General features: G+C 49.6%; 20 protein-coding genes. 13 read left to right on the top strand and 7 right to left on the bottom strand.

Annotated elements, in window-relative coordinates; translation table 11 throughout:
* Positions 1 to 5: 5 nt before the first annotated feature.
* The 3 genes from X794_RS01610 to X794_RS01600 are packed head-to-tail and all read right to left on the bottom strand — an operon-like array spanning position 6 to position 3,335.
* Positions 6 to 509: a 3-isopropylmalate dehydratase small subunit gene (locus X794_RS01610; protein WP_011308971.1), complete on the bottom strand. Its 504-nt coding sequence runs from the start codon at positions 507 to 509 to the stop codon at positions 6 to 8.
* On the bottom strand, positions 509 to 1,762 hold the full coding sequence (locus X794_RS01605; RefSeq protein WP_011308970.1) for a 3-isopropylmalate dehydratase large subunit: 1,254 nt from the start codon (positions 1,760 to 1,762) through the stop codon (positions 509 to 511). The genes X794_RS01610 and X794_RS01605 overlap by 1 nt, the downstream gene beginning before the upstream one ends.
* Positions 1,763 to 1,784: 22 nt before the next feature.
* Positions 1,785 to 3,335 (bottom strand): acyl-CoA carboxylase subunit beta, encoded by a 1,551-nt coding sequence (locus tag X794_RS01600; protein WP_011308969.1) that lies wholly within the window; start codon positions 3,333 to 3,335, stop codon positions 1,785 to 1,787.
* 236 nt (positions 3,336 to 3,571) lie between these two features.
* Between X794_RS01600 and X794_RS01595 the strand changes: the two genes are divergently transcribed.
* The 7 genes from X794_RS01595 (at position 3,572) to X794_RS07370 (ending at position 8,583) form a co-directional block, all read left to right on the top strand.
* A complete protein-coding gene (locus X794_RS01595) occupies positions 3,572 to 4,036 on the top strand; it encodes a complex I 24 kDa subunit family protein (protein ID WP_011308968.1) in 465 nt (154 codons plus the stop codon).
* Between the two features lie 41 nt (positions 4,037 to 4,077).
* Positions 4,078 to 4,437 carry a holo-ACP synthase gene (acpS, locus tag X794_RS01590; protein ID WP_011308967.1) on the top strand — a complete coding sequence of 120 codons (360 nt, stop codon included), beginning with the start codon at positions 4,078 to 4,080 and terminating at the stop codon, positions 4,435 to 4,437.
* A 116-nt stretch (positions 4,438 to 4,553) separates the two neighbouring features.
* On the top strand, positions 4,554 to 5,309 hold the full coding sequence (locus X794_RS01585; RefSeq protein ID WP_011308966.1) for a YebC/PmpR family DNA-binding transcriptional regulator: 756 nt from the start codon (positions 4,554 to 4,556) through the stop codon (positions 5,307 to 5,309).
* Between the two features lie 3 nt (positions 5,310 to 5,312).
* Positions 5,313 to 5,816 (top strand): crossover junction endodeoxyribonuclease RuvC, encoded by a 504-nt coding sequence (gene ruvC, locus X794_RS01580; protein WP_011308965.1) that lies wholly within the window; start codon positions 5,313 to 5,315, stop codon positions 5,814 to 5,816.
* Positions 5,813 to 6,397: a Holliday junction branch migration protein RuvA gene (ruvA, locus tag X794_RS01575; protein WP_011308964.1), complete on the top strand. Its 585-nt coding sequence runs from the start codon at positions 5,813 to 5,815 to the stop codon at positions 6,395 to 6,397. The genes ruvC and ruvA overlap by 4 nt, the downstream gene beginning before the upstream one ends.
* Before the next feature lie 45 nt (positions 6,398 to 6,442).
* Complete coding sequence (gene uvrB, locus X794_RS01570) at positions 6,443 to 8,437, top strand: excinuclease ABC subunit UvrB (protein ID WP_011308963.1); 1,995 nt, start codon at positions 6,443 to 6,445, stop codon at positions 8,435 to 8,437.
* Positions 8,434 to 8,583 (top strand): hypothetical protein, encoded by a 150-nt coding sequence (locus X794_RS07370; RefSeq protein WP_011308962.1) that lies wholly within the window; start codon positions 8,434 to 8,436, stop codon positions 8,581 to 8,583. Before uvrB ends, X794_RS07370 begins: the two co-directional genes overlap by 4 nt.
* Positions 8,584 to 8,621: 38 nt before the next feature.
* On the opposite strand, the gene X794_RS01565 is transcribed toward X794_RS07370, so the two are convergent.
* From X794_RS01565 to X794_RS01555, 3 genes are read right to left on the bottom strand one after another with little or no spacing between them, the layout of a single operon-like run.
* On the bottom strand, positions 8,622 to 11,072 hold the full coding sequence (locus X794_RS01565) for a DNA translocase FtsK (RefSeq protein WP_034376705.1): 2,451 nt from the start codon (positions 11,070 to 11,072) through the stop codon (positions 8,622 to 8,624).
* 19 nt (positions 11,073 to 11,091) lie between these two features.
* Positions 11,092 to 12,747 carry a ribonuclease J gene (locus X794_RS01560; protein WP_034376707.1) on the bottom strand — a complete coding sequence of 552 codons (1,656 nt, stop codon included), beginning with the start codon at positions 12,745 to 12,747 and terminating at the stop codon, positions 11,092 to 11,094.
* A gap of 6 nt (positions 12,748 to 12,753) precedes the next feature.
* Positions 12,754 to 13,374, bottom strand: coding sequence for a uracil-DNA glycosylase family protein (locus X794_RS01555; protein WP_015406944.1), 621 nt, complete (start codon positions 13,372 to 13,374; stop codon positions 12,754 to 12,756).
* Between the two features lie 133 nt (positions 13,375 to 13,507).
* Between X794_RS01555 and glyA the strand changes: the two genes are divergently transcribed.
* From glyA to X794_RS01525, 6 genes are all read left to right on the top strand, one after another.
* A complete protein-coding gene (glyA, locus tag X794_RS01550; protein ID WP_011308958.1) occupies positions 13,508 to 14,755 on the top strand; it encodes a serine hydroxymethyltransferase in 1,248 nt (415 codons plus the stop codon).
* A gap of 15 nt (positions 14,756 to 14,770) precedes the next feature.
* Positions 14,771 to 15,745 carry a ribose-phosphate diphosphokinase gene (locus X794_RS01545; protein WP_011308957.1) on the top strand — a complete coding sequence of 325 codons (975 nt, stop codon included), beginning with the start codon at positions 14,771 to 14,773 and terminating at the stop codon, positions 15,743 to 15,745.
* A gap of 3 nt (positions 15,746 to 15,748) precedes the next feature.
* On the top strand, positions 15,749 to 18,607 hold the full coding sequence (gene secA, locus X794_RS01540) for a preprotein translocase subunit SecA (protein WP_041344459.1): 2,859 nt from the start codon (positions 15,749 to 15,751) through the stop codon (positions 18,605 to 18,607).
* A gap of 24 nt (positions 18,608 to 18,631) precedes the next feature.
* On the top strand, positions 18,632 to 19,315 hold the full coding sequence (locus tag X794_RS01535) for a hypothetical protein (protein WP_012984189.1): 684 nt from the start codon (positions 18,632 to 18,634) through the stop codon (positions 19,313 to 19,315).
* Positions 19,316 to 19,417: 102 nt separating this feature from the next.
* The gene (locus X794_RS01530; RefSeq protein WP_011308954.1) at positions 19,418 to 20,116 is read left to right on the top strand and encodes a response regulator transcription factor; all 699 of its coding nucleotides are present in this window, start codon (positions 19,418 to 19,420) and stop codon (positions 20,114 to 20,116) included.
* Positions 20,097 to 21,170, top strand: coding sequence for a PAS domain S-box protein (locus X794_RS01525; RefSeq protein WP_011308953.1), 1,074 nt, complete (start codon positions 20,097 to 20,099; stop codon positions 21,168 to 21,170). Before X794_RS01530 ends, X794_RS01525 begins: the two co-directional genes overlap by 20 nt.
* Here X794_RS01525 and X794_RS01520 read toward each other — a convergent pair.
* Positions 21,167 to 23,809, bottom strand: coding sequence for a valine--tRNA ligase (locus tag X794_RS01520; RefSeq protein WP_034376713.1), 2,643 nt, complete (start codon positions 23,807 to 23,809; stop codon positions 21,167 to 21,169). The genes X794_RS01525 and X794_RS01520 overlap by 4 nt on opposite strands.
* Between the last annotated feature and the right edge of the window lie 71 nt (positions 23,810 to 23,880).

Here is a 23,880-nt window from a genome sequence, read left to right as displayed (position 1 = left end):
ACTCCTTAAACTTCGTTCAGTTTGAAATCACCGTATTTCTTTATATAGGGCATAACCCCGCCCTCATCAAGTATCTTCAGCATAGCGGGAGGTATTTTGCCAAATGTCAGCTCTGCTCCGTTGGTACGGTCATATATCTTGCCGCCATCAAGGTCTACTTCCAGTTCGTCACCTTCGGCAATTTTATCGGTATCACATATAAGTATCGGCAGACCCAGATTTATGGCGTTGCGGAAGAAAATGCGGGCTACTGACTTTGCCATTACCGCATTCACTCCAGCCATCTTGATAATCAGGGGGGCATGTTCACGGGAAGAACCCAAGCCGAAGTTATTGCCCGCCACCACAAAATCACCGGGTTTTACCCTCTGGGCAAAAGTGGGGTCAGCGTCTTCCAGCACATGCTTGGCCAGTTCCGGCAGGTTGCTCCGCAGGTGCACCAGCCTTCCGGGTGCAATATGGTCAGTGGATATACTATCACCAAACTTAAAAGCCTTGCCCTTAAGCATTACATTACCTCTCTGGGATCTGAAATTTCACCTTTGATGGCAGATGCGGCAGCAGTTGCCGCACTGGCCAAATAGATAAACCCTTCGGGGTTACCCATACGGCCTTTAAAATTGCGGTTGGCAGTGGAAAGGCAAACTTCGCCGTCTCCCAGCACACCCTGATGGACGCCCAGACAGGCACCGCAACCGGGCGGCATAATATTAGCCCCGGCCTGTACCAGTATTTCTATATAACCCAGACGGATAGCTTCCAGATATATTTTTTGTGAGGCAGGCGTGACTATAAGACGGGTTTGGGGATGGCGTTTGCGGTTTTTAAATATAGCCGCCGCCACCGCCAAATCATCCAGACGCCCTCCGGTGCAGGTACCGATAAATACCTGATCCAGTTTGGTACCCTTAAGTTCACGGGCAGTAGCAGTATTATCCACGGTATGGGGTTTGGATATGGTGGGTTCAAGGGCGGTAGCATCTATTTCTATTACCCTTTCGTACACTGCATCTACATCAGCCGCCAAAGGCTGGTAGTCAGCCTCACGCCCCACCGAACACAGGTATTCAAGTGTCTGGCGGTCAGACGGGAAAAGCCCTACTTTAGCCCCGGCCTCAACCGCCATATTGGCAATAGTCAGCCTTTCGGCTACCGTCATATTGTTCACAACATTACCGGAAAACTCCAGAGCTTTATAGGTAGCCCCATCCGCCCCGATAAGTCCGATAAGATGCAAAATAAGGTCTTTTGCGTAAAGCCCATGCTTGAAACGCCCGCTGACTACCACTTTAATAGTCTCCGGCACCCGAAACCAAGTCTTGCCCAGAGCAAAAGCCACCGCAATATCAGACGAGCCCATGCCGGTAGCAAAGGCACACAGACCTCCGGCGGTAACCGTATGGGAATCTGCCCCTACAATCACATCACCCGGTCTGGCCAGCTTTTCAGCCACCAGCTGGTGACAAACTCCCTCGCCTACATCAAAAATAAGGGCTCCGGTATCCCGGGCAAATTTGCGAAGCAGGATATGGTCTGTTGAGAGCTGTCTCTGGGGGCTGGGTGCGGCATGGTCCAGAAAAAGGGCTGTCCGTGACGGATTAGCCAGTTTGGTAAAGCCGTTGTCCCAAAATTCCCTGACAGTCAGAGGGCCGGTGGTATCCTGAACAAATGCCAAGTCCACCATGGAGACTACAATGTCTCCGGCACTGGCATCACTGCCAGATTTCAGGCTGAGTATTTTTTCTGCTAGTGTTTTCCCCATGTTTTGTTTATGCAACCTTCCTTTACAAAGGTATATTCCCATGTTTTTTGGGAGGATTTACCAGTATTTTATTCTCAAGAGAGCGCAGGGCTTTTATAATTTTGCTCCTGGTATCAGCCGGATCAATTACATCATCTATATAGCCCAGCTGAGCCGCCTGATAAGGGTTGGCAAAGTGTTCCCGATATTCTTCAAGCAATTTCTGCCTGGTTTCTTCCGGATTGGCAGATTCAGTAATAGCCTTGCGGGATACGATATTTACTGCCCCTTCCGCCCCCATAACTGCCACTTCACTGGCCGGCCAGGCATAGTTTACATCTCCCCGCAGGTGTTTACTGCTCATCACAATATAAGCACCCCCGTATGCTTTGCGGGTGATAACCGTTATCTTGGGTACGGTTGCTTCCGCATAAGCATAAATAAGTTTAGCACCATGCTTGATAATACCGCTATGCTCCTGGTCTGTACCCGGCATGAAACCCGGTACATCCACAAAGCTAACCAGCGGTATCTCAAATGCGTCACAAAAGCGGATAAACCGGGCTGCTTTGAGTGATGCATTTATATCTATAACACCGGCCATATGCGAGGGTTGCTGGGCAACAATACCCGCAGGCTGCCCGCCCATCCGCACAAAACCGACAATTATATTCTGGGCATAATTTTTGTGAACCTCAAAAAATTCTTTTTCATCAGCTACTTCGGTGATAACCTTTTTCATATCGTAAGCCCGTTTGGGATTGTCCGGTATTATATCCCTCAGATCACGGGTCTTGCGTTCCTCGTTGTCCTTGTTTTTACCCCGTGGAGGTTTCTCGCGGTTGCTCTGGGGCAAAAAACCCATCAGTTCTCTAACCTGCTCAAAACACTCTTTTTCATTTTCGCATAGGAAATGGGCTACCCCGCTTTTCTTGGCGTGGATTTCAGCCCCACCCAATGCTTCATGACTTATATCTTCACCCGTTACCGTTTTAATAACATCCGGCCCGGTGATATACATCTGGCTTATGCCCTTGACCGCAAAGATAAAGTCTGTCAGGGCCGGGGCATAGACTGCCCCGCCGGCACTGGGACCTACCACTATCGAAATCTGGGGAATAACCCCGCTGGCAATAGTATTCCTAAGGAGTATATCACCCACCCCGCTCAGGCTGGCAACACCCTCCTGTATGCGGGCACCGCCTGAGTCATTTATGGCAATAAGCGGCGCACCTGCCCGAATAGCCATATCTATTACCTGGGCTACTTTCTGGCCGACTACTTCAGAGATAGAGCCGCCCAGAACAGTGAAATCCTGCGAATAGGTAAACACCAGCCGCCCGTTTACCAGACCACTGCCGGTTACCACCGCATCCCCTGCATTCCGCTGTTTTTCCAGCCCAAAATCACGGCAACGGTGGGAGGCAAAAGCCCCCAGTTCATTAAATGTCCCTTTGTCAAAGAGCAATTCTATACGTTCACGGGCAGTTAACTTGCCCCGCTTATGCTGAGCTTCTATTTTGGCTTCTCCGCCGCCCATTTCCGCCTGCTTTTTAAGGCGGTTCAGGTTGTCAAGTTGATCCTGTACAGCCACACACTTCCTCCACCCAAAACTCCCGTAATGATAACACAGCCCACTATCAAGGGCAACTGAACTCACGTTTGTATTGTACGTAGATACAGGGGTAAACTGCCCTTAAGTACATCCATATATGCCGTAAGTATTAGTACTTATTTTTACCAAATCCGTTGCTTATCAAACTTTGTTTGGGATATACTTTTAATCAAGGGTAATCCGTGCCGGCCAAGTAAATCTTGCGGAGGTGCATTATGGACAAACCCGTAAACAAAACCTACACCCCCGTACTCTCCCTGTACGAAGCAAAAAAGGAAAACCTTATCCCCATCCTGCTGGCCTTCCAGCGCAATTTTTCTTACCTTTCCCGTGACATGATGCAAAAAGTAGCCGCTTACGTTGGCGTACCGGAAAGCTCTGTTTACAATATTGCCACTTTTTACAGCCAGTTCAGGCTTGAGCCACCGGGAATACACCGGGTGCATGTTTGCCGCGGAACAGCCTGCCATGTGATGGGGGCTGAAAGGCTGCTTCGGAATATTGAAAAACGGCTGGGCATTAAAGCCGGTGAAACCACCCTTGATAATGAAATAAGCCTGGATACTATTAATTGTGCCGGTATTTGCGGTCTGGCACCTACCCTTGAGGTGGACGGCAAACTCTATACCCGCCTTAATGGCAGCAGCTTAAACCGCATACTGGGCAAGAAGAAAAGATAAACCTCGCCAAGGGGTTTAACAGCGGTTATAATAAAACCGTTATGCTTTACACCGGTACAGATATTATTGAAATCCGCCGCATCAAAGCGGCTGAAGCCCGCTGGGGCGAACACTTTTTAAACCGCATATTCACCCCGGCTGAATTATCTTTATGTAAAGACCGATTCCCCTCACTGGCAGCCCGTTTTGCCGCTAAAGAAGCGGTAATAAAGGTACTCAGCCTGCCTAAAAACCAAAGCTACACAGAGATTGAAACCCTGAACCTGCCTGAAGGCCAGCCGTCAGTCAATCTGTACGGGCAGGCACGGGATAAAGCCAATATCCTTGGTATCAAACACCTGTCTATCAGCTTGTCTCACTGCCGCGAATATGCCATTGCAATGGTAGTTGCCCAAGACTGATAGAATTACGCTAAACCCGCAAATAATTTAACTTTTACATTATGTTCAAACACTTTATACCAAATTATAAAAAGTGCTAGAATGGTAGCAGCTAGACAAAACAGGAGAAACAACATATGTCGGGACATTCCAAGTGGGCTACCATAAAGCATGCCAAGGGGGCGGCTGATGCCAAACGTGGCCAGCTGTTTACCAAGCTTTCCCGCGAAATCATCTTCGCCGCCAAACAGGGTGGCCCCAGCCCCGAAGGGAATGCCCGACTCCGCCTAGCCATACAAAAAGCCAAAGACAGCCGCATGCCTTCCGATAATATTGAACGGGCTATTAAAAAAGGCTCCGGCGAACTGGAAGGAACGACTGTTATTGAAATGATTCTGGAAGGCTACGGACCCGGAGGTGTTGCCGTACTGGTAAACGGTATGAGCGACAACCGCAACCGCACAGTTTCAGATGTCCGCCACATGTTCTCCAAAGGCGGCGGCAGTTTGGCTGAATCAGGGGCTGTATCCTGGATATTTGAAGCCAAAGGGGTTATCGGAGTGGAAACCGCCGGACTGGATACCGATGAACTGTCTCTAAAAGCCATAGACATGGGGGCGGAAGACGTAAACACAGATGAAGGCTACATGGAAATCTATACGGCCATGCCGGATATGGAAAAAATCCGCCAGCAGCTGGAAACACAGGGCGTAACCATAGATTCAGCCGAAATAAATATGGTACCCAAGAATACCGTTAAGCTGGACGAAGAGACCGCCATGCAGGTTTTAAAGCTTCTGGACAAGCTGGAGGAACTGGATGACGTCCAGACTGTATCCTCCAATGCAGATTTTGACCCCGAAGTAGTGGAGAAATACCACTCCCAGGCTTAATTTATGAGAATATTGGGAATAGACCCCGGTACACTGGTGGTTGGTTACGGCATTATTGAGGCTGCAAATGACGAACTGACCTTGGTCGGTTTTTCCAGTTTGACACCCCCAGCTTGCGCACCTATACCCCAGCGTCTGGCTTACATATATAAAGGTTTGGTAGAGGTAATCGAACTGTACCAGCCTGATGAAGTAGCAGTAGAAAGCCCGTTTGCAGATAAAAATATTAAGAGTGCATTAGCTATCGGCAAAGCTCAGGCAGTAGCCCTGCTGGCAGCCGCCAACCACAGCCTGCCGGTGACCGAATACAGCCCGGCCTGTATAAAAAGCCGGGTAGCCGGCTCCGGCAATGCCTCCAAAGAGCAGATACAGGAAATGGTACGCCTGCTCTTAAATCTGGCCGAGATTCCCCAACCCAATGACGCCGCTGATGCTCTGGCAGTAGCTATCTGCCATCACAGCCAAAGGGCTTTTACAAATATAATCTCACAGGGAGACTTAACATGATTTCAAGCCTGAACGGTATTCTGGAAGCCAGCGGCAAAGACTGGGCAGTAATAAATGTCTCAGGGGTAGGTTTTCGCTGTTATATGCCCGCCACTTCTCCCGCCCTTATCGGCGGGCTGGGGCAGAGAGTACGGGTATTTACCCACCTGCACGTCCGTGAAGATGCCCTGTCCCTGTTCGGTTTCGCCACAACCGAGGAACTCTCCCTGTTTGAAACCCTAATAGACGTAAGCGGCATAGGTCCTAAACTGGGCTTGGCTATGCTTTCGGTTATGAATGCCGAAGCCTTGGCTTCAGCCATAATAAGCGGCAACGCAGAGCTACTCTCCACCATACCGGGCATAGGCAAAAAAACCTCCAGCCGCATTATTCTGGAACTGAAGGACAAGATAGCCAAAAACTGGGAGGCAGGGGTACTCAGCCAGGTTACCGAAGCCAATTCAGATATTTTAGCTACCCTGACCGCTCTGGGGTACTCCTCAAGCGAAGCCGCCAAAGCCATCTCCAGTTTGGGGGATAACGGTGACTTGCCTCTGGAAGAACGGATAAAACTGGCACTAAACTACTTTAACAACAAGTAACATTTGTAGATTGCCCTGCCCCACTCAAAAGTTTATAATTTTGGTATGCCATCTTTCAAAATAGTCTCAGATTTTGCACTTACCGGTGACCAACCCCAAGCAGTGGAAAAACTGGCTAAGGGACTGGTAAGCGGGCTTACAGACCAGACCCTGCTGGGAGTGACCGGCTCAGGCAAAACCTTTACCATGGCTAACGTTATAGCCAGAGTAAACCGCCCCACCCTGATAATCAGCCACAACAAAACTCTGGCCGCCCAGCTCTATTCAGAAATGAAAGAATTCCTGCCCGAAAACTCGGTGGAATACTTTGTCAGCTATTATGATTATTACCAGCCTGAAGCTTATGTCCCCCAAAAGGACATGTACATTGAGAAAGATTCAGATATAAACGAGGAGATTGATAAACTCCGTCATGCCGCTACCCGTGCCCTTTTTGAACGCCGGGATGTGGTTATCGTAGCCTCGGTTTCCTGCATATACGGTTTGGGCGAACCGGAAGAATACCGCAGTTTTGTACTCCCTTTGAAAAAGGGCCAATCTTTCCGGCGTGACCTTATCCTGCGGCGTCTGGTAGATATGCAGTACGAACGGAATGACCTTGATTTCTCCCGCGGCAAATTCCGTCTGCGGGGAGATACTCTGGAAATTCAGCCGGCTTACGAAGAACTGGCACTCAGGGTGGAATTCTTCGGTGATGAAATAGAACGGATAGTCAGCCTTGACCCGGTAAGCGGCGAACTTCTGGCTGGTATAGAAGAGATAAATATCTACCCCGCCAAGCATTTTGTGACCTCAGCCGAAAAAATGGCTGAGGCCATAAAGAGCATTCAAGCCGAGCTTGAAGACCGCCTGAAGGAACTGGAAGCCGAAGGCAAGATGCTGGAAGCCGCCCGCCTGAAGCAACGAACCAATTATGATTTGGAGATGATGGAACAGGCAGGATATTGCTCAGGGGTGGAAAACTATTCCCGTCATCTGGCAGGGCGAAAAGCAGGCAGTGCCCCTTGGACACTACTGGATTATTTCCCGGAAGATTTTCTGCTGATAGTTGACGAGTCCCATATGAGCCTCCCCCAGATACGGGGAATGTACGCCGGAGACTCCGCCCGCAAAAAAACTCTGGTGGACTACGGCTTCCGCCTGCCGTCAGCTATGGATAACCGCCCCTTGAGCTTTGATGAATTTAAAGCCAGAGTCAAACAGGCTATTTATGTATCAGCCACACCCGGCCCGTATGAAAAAGAACACTCCCTGCAGGTAGTGGAGCAGCTGGTACGCCCCACCGGTCTGCTTGAACCGGTCATGACGGTAAAACCCACCGTCGGGCAGATAGATGACCTGCTGGAAGAAGTAAAAAAACGGGTAGCGAAAAATGAACGGGTGCTTATCACTACCCTTACCAAAAAGATGTCTGAAAAGCTGGCTGATTATCTGGTAGAAATGGGAGTAAAAACCCATTACCTGCACTCCGAGGTAGATACTCTGGAACGGATAGAAATACTCCGTGACCTGCGTCTGGGGGTTTATGACGTAATAGTGGGCATAAATCTGCTCCGCGAAGGATTAGACCTGCCTGAAGTCAGTCTGGTGGCCATACTGGATGCCGACAAAGAGGGATACCTTCGGTCTGAACAGGCACTTATCCAGACTATGGGACGGGCTGCCCGCCATGTGGACGGGCAAGTAATAATGTACGCAGATAAAATAACCGGGTCTATGCAGCGTGCCATGGATGAAATTATCCGCCGCCGTAAAATACAGGAAGATTATAACCGCCTGCACAATATTACCCCGCAGGGTATCCGCAAGGCTATCAAGGATATAAATGAACGTATCCGCTCGGTCACAGCCGAAGTCAGCGGCCCGGAGTTCAGACCCACCCCCACCCTCAGGGAAGATATTGCCCGTTTGATAAAAGAACTGGAAAGCCAGATGAAAAAAGCGGCTAAAAATCTGGAGTTTGAACGGGCAGCCCTTATCCGTGACCGGGTGGTGGAACTGCGTGCCGCACTTGAAATAGACCCGCTGGGCAGAAAATGAAAGACCCGAATAAGACACCCCAGACCCGTCAGGAACAACGTGAACAAAGGCTGCTAAGCCGCCGTAAACAGATGACCCAGCACGGCAAAGGCCTTGCACAAGTTTACAAAGACGCAGTTGAAAAGAAAGCCAAACAAAAGCCCTGAAATAATCAGGGCTTTTCTAATACTTTAAGCTGTATTACTTAATACTCATCTTTTGGTACTTCGGCTTTGCCGTCATCACCCTCAATAGCTTCCCGCAGTTCATCTGCCAAGCGGGCAGCTCTGGGGTAACCAATATGCATCTTCCTCTGCAGGAACGAGGCAGAAATAATATTGTTATGCTCTGAAATAAGTGCCATGGCCTCGTCAAACAGAGGGTCTTTGGTTCGGCTTTTTTGAGCCGGCGGCGGGGCGGTTATCTCCTCCACTTTCAAAGCTTCAGACGGAGAGATATCTTTCTGGTTGGTCCAAAAGTATATCAAGCGTTCACTTTCGGCATCCGAAACATAACAGCCCTGCAGACGTTTGGGTTTAGCAGCCTCGGTAGGCATGTAAAGCATATCACCCCGCCCCAGCAGTTTTTCCGCACCCACCATATCCAAAATAGTCCGCGAGTCTACCTGTGAGGTAACCGCAAAACTGATACGGGTGGGAAAGTTAGCCTTGATAAGCCCGGTGATGACATCTACTGACGGGCGTTGGGTAGCCACTACCAGGTGGATACCCACAGCTCTGGCCATCTGAGCCAAGCGGCAAAGGATGTGTTCAACCTCATCAAAACCGGCCATCATCAGATCTGCCAGTTCGTCTATAATCAGTACAATAAAAGCCATTCGGTCAGAACCAACACGGGTCTTGTTGTAACCCTCAATATTGCGTGAACCGGCTGCCGCCAGTGTCTGATAACGTCGGTCCATCTCAGCCGCCAACCAGCGCAGGGCAGACAGAGCTTTTTCCACGTCTACAATTACCGGTGTAGCCAGATGAGGCAAACCGTTAAATGGGGTAAGTTCCACCCTTTTGGGGTCAATCATAATAAACTTCACGCTTGCAGGCGTATTGTTCAGCAACATACAGCATATAATGGAGTTCAGGCAGACTGTTTTACCTGAACCGGTAGCACCGGCAATAAGCAAATGGGGCATCTTGGTCAGGTCACCGGAAACAGCCTCACCGCCTGCACCTTTACCCAAAGCCAAAGCCAGTGGTGAGCGAGCCAGTATCTTCTGGAAAGTGTTAGTCTCCATAACGCTCCGCATGGATACCACCCCGAAAGAAGTGTTAGGTACTTCGATACCTACTATAGATTTACCCGGCACAGGGGCTTCTATGCGTAAACTGGGTGCGGCCAGAGCCAGTGCCAGATCGTTTGCCAAAGAGGCAATACGGTCAACCTTGACCCTTGTCTTGGAAACCTCCACTTGCCGGGAAGTAGTCTCCCCGTCTTTATCACGTTCTTTTATTTCTTTAAATTTGCGGTCCCAGCCCGGTTCCACCCCGAATTGGGTAACGGTAGGTCCGGCATTTATCTGGATAACCTTGCCCTCCACCCCGTAACTGGCCAAAGCATCTTCAATAGCCCGTGCCCGCTGAAGATTATCCGCTTCCGAAAAACCTATTTCGGTAGTTTTATCCAGCATTTCTATAGGCGGCAATTTCCAGCCGTCCATCTCTACCAAACCCTCAGCCTCGCCATATTTCTTCCAGACTTCGGAAGCCACCTGCCTGCGGTCAGCGTCCGAACGGTCATCAGCCGGTTTGGGTTCTCTGGCAGTATTTTCCGCCGGCATATTGGGAAGCTCTGTCTGGGGAGCAGTTTTAGCTGCCAGAGGGTTTTTAATCTCTATTACCCGTGATTCGGTTTTGCCGAATGAGGGCAGTTTTATAGATGGAAGTTCTATCTTCGAGGCAGGTTTTGTGTTAGCTAACCTGCGGACAGGTTCACCCATATCAGGGCTGATACTGTCTTCGTGACCACCAAATACCGGACGGCTGACTACCGTACGGTCAAGCCGGGCTACTTCAGGCATATTAGAACGGCGGGAGGGTCTGAAAATACCTTTGAAAAGCCCACTCAGGCTTTTCCAGACTGCACCCGGAGCTAAAAGTATGATTCCCAGCACAATCAGAGCCAGTACCCGCATAAATCCGTTTACATCGGTTTTGCCGCCCAGTATGCCTAAGCCTATGTCACCGCCGGCATCCATCATACCCAGCATACCCCAAGCCGCTAGAATAAGCACCACCCCGCCCAGCCATTTGTTCCAAAGATTCAGACGGTAGCGGTGAGCCCATTCGGACATCTGGTCAAACCTGAGAGCCACAATAGCAATAATAATACCCAAAAGAATAAGCAGCAGCCCCCAGCCAAACAGGCCGGCCGTACCACTGCCGAAATTGGCAAAAAAGTCTGTCACGCCTTCCCATTGCCAGACCACAAAGGCCATAGCCGAAGCTACCAGCATAACCCAAAGCCAAGACGCTCCTCCCTTGGCGGGAGTGCTTGAAAAAGCCTTCTTTGAGGCGATTTTTTTGGTCTTGCTACGCACAAGGGCAGGTTTCTTACGCTTGCTTGCAGTTATCTTAGCCGGGGTTTTTGCCCTTGGCCTTGCATTCCGCAGGGTTTCTCTGGGATCTTCTTTTTTAGGCATATCAACCTCGTCTACAAACCTACACTTTTACCATAACCGGGATAACCATGGGACGCCGTTTAGTCTGCTCGTAGTAAAACTTGTTCAGCGTTTCTTTAACATCATTATACATAGCCCCCTCGGGAATATCCTTACCGTCATGGTCAAGCAGCTTGATTATAAGGTCACGACTGGCATCCAGCATAGCTTTAGATTCATCAGGATCAACAAATCCCCTGGAAACAATATCCGGCCTGCCCACCAGCATACCGGTTTGCTTGTTAATAGCCACAATTGCCACTACGATACCGTCCTGTGAAAGCATACGGCGGTTGCGGAGTACCACCCCGCCCACATCACCCACACTCAAACCATCTACGTAGACATTGCCGGACGGGACTTTGCCCGTAATACGACCGGACTTGGTATTTAACTCCAGTATATCCCCGTCTTCCATGACAAAGGCATTTTCCGGAGCAACACCCATAGTCCGGGCAAGCTCGGCATGCATGGTCAGGTGGCGGTATTCGCCATGCACGGGCACAAAGTACTTGGGGTTGACCAGATTGAGTACCAGCTTCAGTTCTTCCTGACTGGCATGCCCGTGTACATGTACTTTGGCTATGCGGTCATAAAACACTTTAGCCCCTTGGCGGAAAAGGCTGTCTATAGTACGGCTTACCAGTGATTCATTGCCGGGTATGGGGGACGCCGAAATAATTACGGTATCCCCTTTCATTATGTGGACATGGCGGAAATCACGGTTGGCTATACGAACAAGGGCAGAGGTAGGTTCACCCTGAGAACCGGTAGTCATCAAAACCACTTTCTCCGGGGGTACACGCTGAAGCTGCTCTATATTGCATACCAGACCTTCAGGCACTTTAAGGTAGCCCAAATCGGTAGCCATTTTATGAATTTCAGTCATACTGCGGCCGGCAAAAAAGAGCTTGCGCCCGTATTTGGCAGCGGCATCAATAACCTGCTGCTGGCGGGAAATAAGCGAAGCAAAGGTGGTAACCAGTACCCGCCCCGTAGCCGCCCCGATAATACGGTCAATATTTTCGCCCACCACAGTTTCCGAGGGGGTATAACCGGGCAGTTCCACATGGGTGGAGTCTGACATCAAAAGCAGTACTCCACGCGAGCCCAGCATAGCCAAACGTGACAGATTGGTAGGTTTGCCGTCTACCGGCGTATAGTCCAGTTTGAAATCACCGCTGTGGACTACCGCCCCGATAGGCGTCTGGATAACCAGCCCCACCGAATCCGGCAGACTGTGGCAGACCGGATAGAAGTCTACTTTGAGTTTACCCAGCTTGAAAGTACCGTCAGACGGGATAACATTTATCTTGGTCTGGTGGAGCAGTTTGGCTTCCTTCAGCTTTACCGAAATAAGCCCTTGGGTAAGTTTAGTACAATAAATAGGTACATTTATCTGGGGAAGTATATAGGGTAACGCCCCTATATGGTCTTCATGTCCGTGGGTAATTACAATACCCCGTACTTTTTCACGGTTTTCCAGTACATATGAAATGTCGGGTATTACCAAATCTATACCCAGCATTTCTTCTTCGGGGAACATAAGCCCGCAGTCTATCAGGATGATGTCTTCCCCATATTCTACAGACATCATATTCTTGCCTATCTCACCCAGGCCACCCAGAGGTACAATCTTAAGTTTAGGTTTTGCCATACTTCATCAGAACAGGCCTAACTGCCGGGTTGGAGGTTCTTTGGGAACTAAAAGCGCCTCGGCACATTTCAGTTCTTCAAGCAACCCCGGTATCCGGAGCATATCCTGTTCAATCTCCTTACGTAAGCCCCCCTGGTGCAGGGCTGCGGCCGGGTGGTACATAGGATAATAAATTATCCCGTCCCGTCTCATCGGCTGACCATGAATTTTACTTATGGTAATACCGGTGAAGTACCTGGCCATAGAAAACCTGCCCAGAGTGACTATGATTTTTGGTTTTATTATTTCTATCTGGCGGTCCAGAAAATTGCAACAGGCAGAAATCTCGTCCGGCAGGGGGTCACGGTTGCCCGGCGGACGGTCTTTAACTACATTGGTAATATACACATCTTCCCGCGTAAGCCCTATAGAGCAGATAAGCTCTGTCAGGAATTTGCCGGCTGCACCTACAAAGGGACGCCCCTGCTGGTCTTCGTTAAAACCGGGGGCTTCGCCAATAAACATAATTTTGGCATCGGCATTCCCTTCACCGGGGACAGAACAGGTACGGGTAGTATGAAGATTACAACGTACACAACGGGCTATTTCTATATATATGCCCTTGAGTAATTCTTCTTTATCATGCATTATATTATTTATCTGACATCTAGCTGCCTAATAGGGTTATGATAACACTGTCAATATGTCAAGTCAATTTGATATAATATCCCTTGCGTTGTAGACTTACGCTGATTGTTTTTTTACACCTGAAAGGAGAGCCATGAGCTTTTTAAAGACCTCGGATCCGGCAGTTTATAATGCCATAATGCAGGAAACCACCCGCCTGAAAGAAACAATTGACCTCATAGCTTCAGAAAACTATACCAGCAAGGCTGTTTTGGAAGCTCAAGGTTCAGTTTTCACCAATAAATACGCCGAAGGATACCCCGGCAAACGATATTACGCAGGCTGTGAATACGCAGACGCCGTAGAGGAACTGGCTATAGACAGGGCAAAGACCCTGTTCCATGCCGAACATGCCAACGTTCAGCCCCATTCCGGGGCTCAAGCTAATATGGCCGCCTATTTCGCCATGGTAAAACCCGGTGATACCATAATGGGACTTACCCTTTCCCACGGCGGACACCTGACCCATGGTTCAAAGGTCAATTTTACCGGCAAGCTTTACCATGTAATTGAGTACGGGCTGAATGCCGAAACCGAGCGGATTGACTATGATAATCTGGAAAAACTGGCTATGGAACATCGCCCCCGCATGATTGTGACCGGTGCTTCAGCCTATCCCCGAATACTGGATTTTGAACGTTTCAGGGCTATCTGTGACAAGGTGGACGCCAAACTGATGGTGGATATCGCCCATATTGCCGGTCTGGTAGCCGCCGGGCTTCATCCTTCACCAGTGCCATACGCTGATGTGGTTACCTCTACCAGCCATAAAACCCTGCGCGGCCCGCGCGGCGGCTTTATACTCTGCAAAGAGCAATACGCCAAAGCTATTGACCAGGCAGTATTTCCGGTAATGCAGGGCGGACCTCTTATGCAGGTAGTTGCCGCTAAAGCAGTGGCTTTTCAGGAAGCCATGCAGCCCGGTTTTGTCACTTACCAGAAAAAAACTCTTGAGAATACCCAGGTAATGGCTGAGGAACTACGCAAGCTGGGACTCCGCCTGGTTTCAGGCGGTACCGACAACCATCTGGTATTGGTAGACTTAAGCCCCATAGGGGTAAACGGTTATGACGCCCAGCTGGCACTGCGCAGAGCTGGCATTGTAATCAACCGCAATACCGTACCCTTTGCCGAAAACCAAACTGCCAACGTACCGGCAGGCATACGCCTGGGCTGCCCGGCAGCAACCAGCCGCGGATTTGGTCCGGCTGAAATCCGCCAGACTGTTGGCTGGATTGGCAAGGTACTTAAAAACATAGGTAACGAAGACGTAGAAAAACAGGTACTGGCCGAGGTAATTCACCTCTGCCGCAAATTCCCTGTACCCGGCATAGATATATAAAAAGGGGGAACGGACGTGTTGGTTAACGGCAATTTGACAGAAGAACTGAAAATCTTCACCGGCAATGCAAATCCTGATCTGGCCAAGGCGGTAGCAGAATACCTGAAGGTTCAGATGGGCAAATGCGAAGTTTTCCAGTTTTCAAACGAAAACATATTCGTCCGCATACAGGAAAGCGTCCGCCAGAAAGATGTCTACGTTATCCAACCAACCTGCTCACCCGTAAACCAGAGCATTATGGAACTGCTTATTATGATGGACGCCCTGAAACGGGCTTCGTCAGAGAGAATTACCGCAGTTTTGCCTTATTACGGTTATGGCCGTACTGACAAAAAAGACCAGCCCAGAGTACCCATTACCGCCCGTTTGGTAGCCGACCTTTTGACCACCGCCGGTGCCAGCCGTATACTGACCGTAGACCTGCATGCCCCCCAGATACAGGGCTTTTTCAATATGCCGGTTGACGAACTGACCGCTGAAAACCTGCTGGCTAACTATTTCAAGAAAAAGAACATAAAGGATCTGGTGGTCGTAGCCACAGATGTAGGCATCTCCAAAAAAGCCCGTGACTTTGCCGCCAAACTGGATGCCCCTCTGGCGATTATTGAAAAAAGACGCATGGGCAATAACGACATAACCAGAACCATAAATATCATCGGTGATGTAGAGGGTAAAAACGCCCTGACCTTTGACGATGAAATAGATACTGCCGGCTCACTGGTAGGCAACGTAAATATACTTATAAGCAAAGGGGTGAAAGAAGTATATTCCTGTGCCACCCACCCGGTGCTTTCCGGCCCGGCTATCCAGCGCATTGCCACCTCCCCCATAAAGGAACTGGTGGTAACTGACTCAATACCCCTCACTCCCCAGAAAAAAATAGATAAAATAACTGTTCTTTCCATCGCTCCTCTCATCGGTGAGGCTATTTACCGGATACATACCGGTAATTCCATCGGAGAGATGTACGATCAGATGCAAATGGAGTAAACCATGTTTAAATTCTTTTCCAGCTTCGGAGACTCAAACGAAAAAGAGATCCGGGCACTTGAACCGCTGGTAGACAAAATAAACCAGCTTGAAAACTCATTCACCACCCTGAGTGACGAAGCCCTAAAGGCTAAAACCATTGAATTCAGGGCACGCCTGAAAAATACTTTTGAAACTACTACGGCAGGTATTCAGGAAGATATAACCAGTACCACTGCTGAACTAGCCGAAGCCCAGAAGATAGCCGACAACAGCAAACAAAGCCGCCTTAAAGCCAAACTGGAGTCTTTAAATAAAGACCTTTCCGCTAAAGAGAATACCGCTCTGAACGGAATACTCCCTGAAGCCTTTGCCGCTGTCAGAGAAGCTTCCCGCCGGACTATCGGCCTAAGGCATTATGATGTTCAGCTTATCGGCGGTATGGTACTCCACCACGGCAAGATAGCCGAAATGCGTACCGGTGAAGGTAAAACACTGGTTGCTACCCTGCCCCTCTATCTTAATTCCCTGCTGGGAAAAGGCGTGCATCTGGTAACTGTGAATGATTATCTGGCCAGACGTGATGCCTACTGGATGGGACCTGTTTACCACGCACTGGGGGTTAGCGTTTCCAGTATTTATCCCATGCAAACCCCTACTGAAGAACTGCCTTCACGCCTGTTTGACCCTGACTATACCTCGGAAATACCCGGTGACCCATGGACGCACTTCCGCCCCATCTCACGGCAAGAGGCCTATAAAGCGGATATTACTTACGGAACTTCTACCGAATTCGGTTTTGATTACCTGCGTGACAACCTGCGGCCGGACCTTGCCCAGTGTGTTCAGCGGGATATGAACTATGCCATAGTAGATGAAATTGACAACCTGCTTATAGACGAAGCCCGTACACCTCTTATCATCTCCGCCCCGGATACCGAGGCAGGCAAACTGTACGATGTATTTGCCCGCCTGTCTCCCCGTTTGGTAGCCGTAAAAGACTATGAGATAAATGAGAAAGACCGCAATGCTGAACTGACCGAAGATGGTTGGGCAAATGTGGAGAAACTGCTTTCACGCGAAGGCGTCATGAAGGGCAACAGCCTGTATGACCCCCAGAATGCCCCGCTTATCCGCCACCTGCGAAATGCTCTTTCCGCCAAAGAGTTTTATAAGAAAGACCACCAGTATGTAGTCAAAGAAGGTGAAATTATCATTATTGATGAGTTCACCGGCCGCATGATGCTGGGACGGCGTTACTCCGAGGGCTTGCATCAGGCTATCGAAGCCAAAGAACATGTAAAGGTACAGCAGGAAAGCAAGACCTATGCCACGGTAACCATTCAAAATCTGTTTCGCATGTATCGCAAACTTTGCGGCATGACAGGCACCGCCGCTACTGAAGCGGAGGAATTTTCCAAGATTTATAAACTGGAAGTGGTTATTATCCCCACTAACAAACCCGCCGTTCGTGAAGACTACGGCGACCAGATATATAAAGACCAATCCGCCAAATTCAAGGCCGTGGTCAATGAAATTGACGAAATGCGTAAACTGGGACGCCCGGTACTGGTTGGCACAGTTTCCATTGAAAACTCTGAAATGCTTTCAAACATGCTGAAAAGGCAAGGGATTGAACACAAGGTACTGAATGCCAAACAGCATGAAAAGGAAGCTCAGGTAGTAGCCGAAGCCGGCAAACCCGGTGCGGTAACTGTAGCTACCAACATGGCCGGACGCGGTGTAGATATACTGCTGGGTGGCAAAGAACCAACTAAAGATGACGCCAAAGTCTATAACGAGTGGCAAGCACACCACCAGCAGGTGCTGGAAGCCGGCGGTTTACACGTAATAGGTACAGAACGCCACGAATCCAGACGGATTGACAACCAGCTTAGGGGACGCTCAGGCCGACAGGGAGACCCCGGTTCTTCGCGGTTCTATGTAGCGCTGGATGATGATATTATGCGCCGGTTCGGCAGTGAACGCATACAGGGCATAATGGAATGGGCCGGCATGGACGAAAACACCCCCATAGAAAACGGTCTGGTCAGCCGCACTCTGGAAAATGCCCAAAAACGGGTGGAAGGGTACCATTTTGACGTACGCAAACACCTGGTGGAATATGATGACGTAGTAAACAAGCACCGCGAAGTCATCTATGCAGAACGCCGCAAGATACTCTCCGGGGCAGACCTGAAATCCAACATACTGGATATGATTCGGGAAGAAATAATAACCCAGACTGCCGAACATACCCGGGGATACGACTCTTCAGAATGGAATCTGGATGGGCTTGTCACCCACCTTAACGGCATTTTTACCCTGCCCGCCGAGATAAATGCAGAAGCGCTGGCTAAACTTTCTCAGGAAGAAATAACCGACCTGCTCACCCGCACTGCCGAAGAGCTTTACCAGAAAAAAGAAGATGAAACCGGAGCGGGCTCTATGAGACTGCTTGAACGGATTATCATGCTTCACACTCTGGATTCACTCTGGGTGGAACACCTGACCATTATGGAAAACCTGAGAAGGGAAATCGGCTTGCAGGCTTTTGCCCAGCGTGACCCCCTTATCGCCTATAAGAACGAAGGCCATGTACGTTTTCAGGAATTGCTGGAAACTATCAAACATGACGTAGTTCACAATATTTACCGGATTGGTATACAGATTCAGCATCAAACCGAATCGGCTACTGCCAAAGCTGCTTCCCGCCCGGTACAGCAGCAAAAACCCCTGCCCGCCGCACCCGCTGCGGCCATACCCGGCGTCTCTGCCAAAGCGGCTACTCAATCCACCACTCCCGCTGCCAAGGAAATAGGTAGAAATGACCCCTGCCCCTGCGGCAGCGGGAAAAAATACAAGAAATGCTGCGGCAAATAGCCACTTGGCAAACGGATAAATTAGTTGACTGAAATATTAAACGGACAAACCCCGGAATTGGTTATTGCCCGCCTCAGGGCAGCCATAGAAAAGGGGCAGGCGTGGTATCCTGCCCTGCTGGAAGCGGTAGCTGTCTGGCCGCTGGATAGCGAAGAATATGACGGCCGCCATTACCAGTATCTGATTGGCGGCGAAGCACTGGACCTGATACTCCTGTTTGAGCGCTTCAGCCGTGAACTGGAAGATCTCATACCCGCCCAAGAACGGGATAACCTTCTTTTCAAGGGGATTGCCCCGCAGGAGCTTACTGCTGATGAACTGCTGGCATTTCTGGGAGAAGTACGTTACCGCCAATACCTTAACTACTTTTACGGCATTACTGTAGAAGAAGCACTGCTGGTAGTTACCCAGAGTGACGTCCGCAAAGAACACCGTTCACTGGGAGTACGAAGGGAAGGCACGGTTATAGATGAAGCCTTTGTCCAGCTTTATGAACGTACCCATGACGAAATGCTGGACCAGTTCCGCCGTGAAAAACGTTACTCCAAAACCGGTACCATAAAAATCCATCAACTCAAAGAGTTTACCTACTGGCTGTTTAAATACCGACTGTTGCACAGCGAAAAAGCCAGAGTAGCTTCGGATACCAATAAATCTTTGAACTACCTCAAAAAATATGCCCGGCGGCTTCAGCAAAAATCCAACTAATTCGGTTAATTCAAGTATTTCACCAAATGATATATTGCTATAGTCCTAAAGATATAATACAATCATTTAACAGTACTAATTCCCCACTTACGGAGGCTTAACATGGCGAAAACCAAAGTCTTGATAGCTGATGATCATGCAGTCCTTAGGGAAGGTATGAGCCGATTGTTAAGTCAGGAAAAAGACATAGAAGTAATCGGCGAAGCCGGAGACGGGCAAGAAGCGGTTGATATGGTAGCCCAGCTCAAACCGGACGTAGTCCTTATGGACATAGTCATGCCCAGACTGACAGGGGTGGAAGCAACCAAACTTATCAAGAAAAATAACCCTTCCACCTGTATCCTAATACTTACGGCCTATAGTGATATCCGCTATATACTCGGTTTGCTTGAAGCCGGAGCCAGCGGTTACCTGCTGAAAAGTGCGAAAAGCGACGAGATTGTGGGGGCTATCAGAGCTATAAAAGCCGGCGAATCCGTACTGGATTCAGTTGCCACCCGAAAACTGCTGGAACGGGTAGTAAATGTGAGCAAGGAATCTGACGAAGATAAAGTCCGCGGCCAACTCTCCCCGCGTGAGATTGAAATACTCCAGCTGGCATCAAAAGGCCTGAGTAACCGCGAAATTGCTGATAAACTGACTCTGTCCATGCGGACAGTAAAAGCCCACCTTTCAAATATATTCAACAAAATGCGCTGCAGTTGCCGCACCGAAGCCATTGTCAAAGGCTTTCGCGAAGGTTATGTAATGCTGGAAGATGTACCTCAGGGGATAGACGGCTATGACCGAAACACGCTTTAAACCGCCGGCACTCTGCCACCGCTGCTTATTTGAAAATGCCTCTGATGCTATCTGGTTTTATGACCGGAAAGGGCATATTGTATATGCCAACCGGGCATCAGCCGAACTGACCGGTTATACCCGAACCGAGCTTAAACAGAAAAACCTGAAAGACCTGCTGACTACTGCCTCTGAATATGACCAGATAATGGATATGAATTCCCGTATAGCCGTTGGTGAAGAAGTAAAAATGCCTTACGAGCAAAAAATCCGCCGCCATGACGGCTCGGTGGCGGTACTGCGTATGGCAACTACACTGGTAAAATCAGCTGACGAAGTACTTGGTTTTCAAAACATAGCCCGTGATATTACCGAAGAACTTCGCCGCCAGCAAAACATGAAGTCATTCGTTCAGGATGTTATACGGGCACAGGAAGCTGAACGCAAACGCATCTCCCGTGAACTCCATGACGAAGTAGCCCCCCTGCTTTTACTGCTGATGCAAAAGATAGATAATCTGAGCAAACAGTCTGAACGTGATATTGCAGACTGCAAACCCCAGCTTGACGCCCTGCGCACCCAGTCTGAAGAGGCACTTGAAAGCCTACGGCGGATAGCCCAAGACCTGCGTCCGCGTATACTTGATGACCTGGGGCTGATACCTGCTCTGGAATGGCTGACCGAGAAACTGGCACAGGACGGGCAGATACATACAGAATCAAACGTAAAAGGGCGTGAAGTAGAGCTGACAGCCGAAATCCAGCTGCTTATCTTCCGCATTGCCCAGGAAGCCTTTAATAATATCCGCAAACATTCGCTGGCCACCTGGGTCAGGCTGGAACTGGAATTCAAACCCAAAGCCATTTTGCTGACCATTCAGGATAATGGAAAGGGGTTTAACCTTTCGGAACAGACTGATAATCTGGCTCAAAACGGCAAACTAGGGCTGGCAGGTATGCATGAACGCGCCCAGCTTATTGGCGGGCATATACATATACTTACCCACCCCGGACAGGGCACTACCGTAATTGCCGAAGTACCTACTACCAATCCGGATACAAAGCCGGCTTCCTAAGCTGATTTAAGGCGGCTTACTTTCTCTATATAACCTTCCAGCTTAATACGTTCCTTGTCCACCACCGCCTGAGGCGCTTTGGCAAGGAACTGCTCATCTGAAAGCCGGGTAGAAAGCCGTTCTATCTGGATTTCCAGTTCGGAAATCTCCGCTTTTACCCGCTTGGCCTCTACCTCAAGGTCTACCATAGTGGACATGGGCACCACCACTTCAATTCCGTTTAGCACCAGAACCACCTCAGTGGCAGTAGACGCCCCGCTATAGTGGCCGGGCAGGATATTTACCGGTCTGGCGCGGGAAAGGGTCTCTACCGCCCCCAGGTAATTCCCAAGAACACTTGCCATATCCCCTGCATAAATATTCGCCTGTATATAGCGGGAGATTTCTACATTATGTTCTGCCCGCAGATTACGGAGCGAACGGACTATTTCAACCAGACTGCCCATAACGCTTTCAGCCTGTTCATCAAAACAGGTTTTATCTGCCGCCGGATAAGGGGCAACTATAATGTCCGTTTCCCGAAGAGATTCAGGCAGGTATGGCCTCAAATAACTCCAGAGTTCTTCAGTAATAAAAGGCATATAGGGGTGCAATAAACGCAAAATGCTGGAAAGAACCCTAACCAATACCGGGCGGGGCGAGACAGACGCTTCATCACGCAGCCGTACTTTGGCAAGCTCTATGTACCAGTCACAAAATTCACCCCAGATAAAATCCTGCAAAACCCTCTGGGCTTCGCCAAACTGAAATTCCTCCATCAGGCGGGTGACATCTGCTGTCACCCTGTTCATACGGCTGATTATCCAGCGGTCTTCAAGGGGTAATTCAGCTTCTGGTGTAAGTTCTTTTGCCTCACCCAGATTCATTATGACAAAACGGCTGGCATTCCAGAGTTTATTGGCAAAGTTACGGGCGGCTTCAAGCTTGGTTTGCCCCAGCTTTGAGTCGTTGCCCGGAGAAGTACCGAAAGTAACTGCAAACCGCAAGGCATCTGTACCATACTGGTCAATAACCTTTAGCGGGTCTATTACATTCCCCTTGGTTTTGCTCATCTTTTCGCCCTTGTCGTCGCGTATCAAACCGTGCAGGTATACAGTACGGAAGGGCACCTCATTCATATCTTCCATACCCATTACAATCATGCGGGCCACCCAGAAGAAGATGATATCGTAAGCCGTTTCCATGACAGTACCGGGGTAAAAGCGTTTCAGGTCTTCGGTCTGGTCAGGCCAACCCAGAGTGGAATGCGGCCATAACCCGGATGAAAACCAGGTATCCAGCACATCAGGGTCTTGTTCCAGCTCGGTGCCGCCGCATTTGGGGCAGACTGTGGGATCCACCTTGGCAACTATCATCTCCCCGCAGGGACAGTACCAGACAGGTATGCGGTGCCCCCACCAGAGTTGGCGCGAGATACACCAGTCACGGATATTTTCCATCCAGTTCTGATAGACCTTGTTAAACCTTTCGGGCAGTATCTGGATACGCCCGCTGTTTACCGCCTCCAGAGCCGGTTTGGCTAAGGGTTCCATTTTCACAAACCACTGTTTGCTGACCATGGGTTCAATAACGGCACTGCAGCGCTGGCAATGCCCCACAGAGTGGATGTAATCTTCTATCCTAAGCAGCAGACCCAGTGATTTCATCTCTGAAACCACATACTCACGGCAGGCTTTGGCAGTCATGCCACTGCACGGGCCGGCATTTTCATTCATAGTGGTATCACGGTTCTGAATGGTAATCATAGGCAGATTATGGCGAAGCCCCATTTCAAAGTCATTGGGGTCATGGGCAGGCGTAACCTTGACTGCACCCGTACCAAAAGCCATATCCACCGCTTCGTCTGCAATAACGGGTATGCGGCGGTTCATAATAGGTAAAACCACATTTTTGCCCACCATGCCTGCGTATCTGGTATCATCCGGGTGAATGGCAACTGCCGTATCCCCCTGCATGGTTTCAGGCCGGGTGGTTGCCACCGTTACAAACCCGCTTCCATCTTCCAGAGGGTAACGCAAGTGCCAGATATGCCCGGCTAAATCTTTGTGGTCTACCTCAAGGTCTGAAACAGCGGTACCACAACGGGGACACCAGTTGATTATTCGTTCACCTTTGTAAATAAGCCCTTTTTCATAAAGGTTGGTAAATATCTCACGTACAGCCTTGACCGGGCCTGCATCCAGAGTAAAGGTCTCCCGGTCCCAGTCACACGAAGCCCCCAGACGCATATGCTGATGGCGGATTTTTTCACGGCAGGGGTTAACCCACTCCCACATCTTCTCTAAAAAAAGTTCCCGTCCCAGCTGTTGGCGGGTTTTACCTTGCTTGGCCAGTTCCCGTTCCACTACTACCTGAGCGGCAATGCCGGCATGGTCTACACCCGGCAGCCATAAAGTCGGCTCACCCTGCATACGGTGCCAGCGGATCATGATATCTTCCAGCGTAGCAGTCAGGGCGTGCCCAAGGTGGAGCTCCCCGGTAACATTAGGCGGGGGCATGATTATAACAAATGGTTTCTTGTCTGAATTCGGGTTTGGCTTAAAGTAGCTCTTTTCCATCCAGTACTGATACCATTTTTTCTCAACCTCGGCGGCTTCATAAGCCTTAGCCATTTCAGGCAAATCGGAACACTGAGCCATACTAATTACCTCACAAACAGCGGCTAGATAACAACCCGCATTTGACTTGAAATATATAATCCTATTTTGGG

It is taken from the genome of Dehalococcoides mccartyi CG5, from assembly GCF_000830885.1.
In the GTDB taxonomy this organism is placed as follows: Bacteria; Chloroflexota; Dehalococcoidia; order Dehalococcoidales; family Dehalococcoidaceae; genus Dehalococcoides; species Dehalococcoides mccartyi_B.
The sequence above is the reverse complement of the archived record's forward strand: the minus strand, read 5'-3'. Positions and strand labels throughout refer to the sequence as shown.

What these genes read in the sequence shown, in the direction of transcription:
- ruvA (WP_011308964.1), top strand. Translation starts at nt 5,813, where the DNA reads ATGATTTCAAGCCTGAACGGTATTCTGGAAGCCAGCGGCAAAGACTGG.
- X794_RS07370 (WP_011308962.1), top strand. Translation starts at nt 8,434, where the DNA reads ATGAAAGACCCGAATAAGACACCCCAGACCCGTCAGGAACAACGTGAA.
- X794_RS01530 (WP_011308954.1), top strand. Translation starts at nt 19,418, where the DNA reads ATGGCGAAAACCAAAGTCTTGATAGCTGATGATCATGCAGTCCTTAGG.
- glyA (WP_011308958.1), top strand. Translation starts at nt 13,508, where the DNA reads ATGAGCTTTTTAAAGACCTCGGATCCGGCAGTTTATAATGCCATAATG.
- X794_RS01565 (WP_034376705.1), bottom strand. Translation starts at nt 11,072, where the DNA reads ATGCCTAAAAAAGAAGATCCCAGAGAAACCCTGCGGAATGCAAGGCCA.
- secA (WP_041344459.1), top strand. Translation starts at nt 15,749, where the DNA reads ATGTTTAAATTCTTTTCCAGCTTCGGAGACTCAAACGAAAAAGAGATC.
- acpS (WP_011308967.1), top strand. Translation starts at nt 4,078, where the DNA reads ATGCTTTACACCGGTACAGATATTATTGAAATCCGCCGCATCAAAGCG.
- X794_RS01605 (WP_011308970.1), bottom strand. Translation starts at nt 1,762, where the DNA reads ATGGGGAAAACACTAGCAGAAAAAATACTCAGCCTGAAATCTGGCAGT.
- X794_RS01555 (WP_015406944.1), bottom strand. Translation starts at nt 13,374, where the DNA reads ATGCATGATAAAGAAGAATTACTCAAGGGCATATATATAGAAATAGCC.
- ruvC (WP_011308965.1), top strand. Translation starts at nt 5,313, where the DNA reads ATGAGAATATTGGGAATAGACCCCGGTACACTGGTGGTTGGTTACGGC.
- X794_RS01525 (WP_011308953.1), top strand. Translation starts at nt 20,097, where the DNA reads ATGACCGAAACACGCTTTAAACCGCCGGCACTCTGCCACCGCTGCTTA.
- X794_RS01595 (WP_011308968.1), top strand. Translation starts at nt 3,572, where the DNA reads ATGGACAAACCCGTAAACAAAACCTACACCCCCGTACTCTCCCTGTAC.
- X794_RS01610 (WP_011308971.1), bottom strand. Translation starts at nt 509, where the DNA reads ATGCTTAAGGGCAAGGCTTTTAAGTTTGGTGATAGTATATCCACTGAC.
- X794_RS01520 (WP_034376713.1), bottom strand. Translation starts at nt 23,809, where the DNA reads ATGGCTCAGTGTTCCGATTTGCCTGAAATGGCTAAGGCTTATGAAGCC.
- uvrB (WP_011308963.1), top strand. Translation starts at nt 6,443, where the DNA reads ATGCCATCTTTCAAAATAGTCTCAGATTTTGCACTTACCGGTGACCAA.
- X794_RS01560 (WP_034376707.1), bottom strand. Translation starts at nt 12,747, where the DNA reads ATGGCAAAACCTAAACTTAAGATTGTACCTCTGGGTGGCCTGGGTGAG.
- X794_RS01585 (WP_011308966.1), top strand. Translation starts at nt 4,554, where the DNA reads ATGTCGGGACATTCCAAGTGGGCTACCATAAAGCATGCCAAGGGGGCG.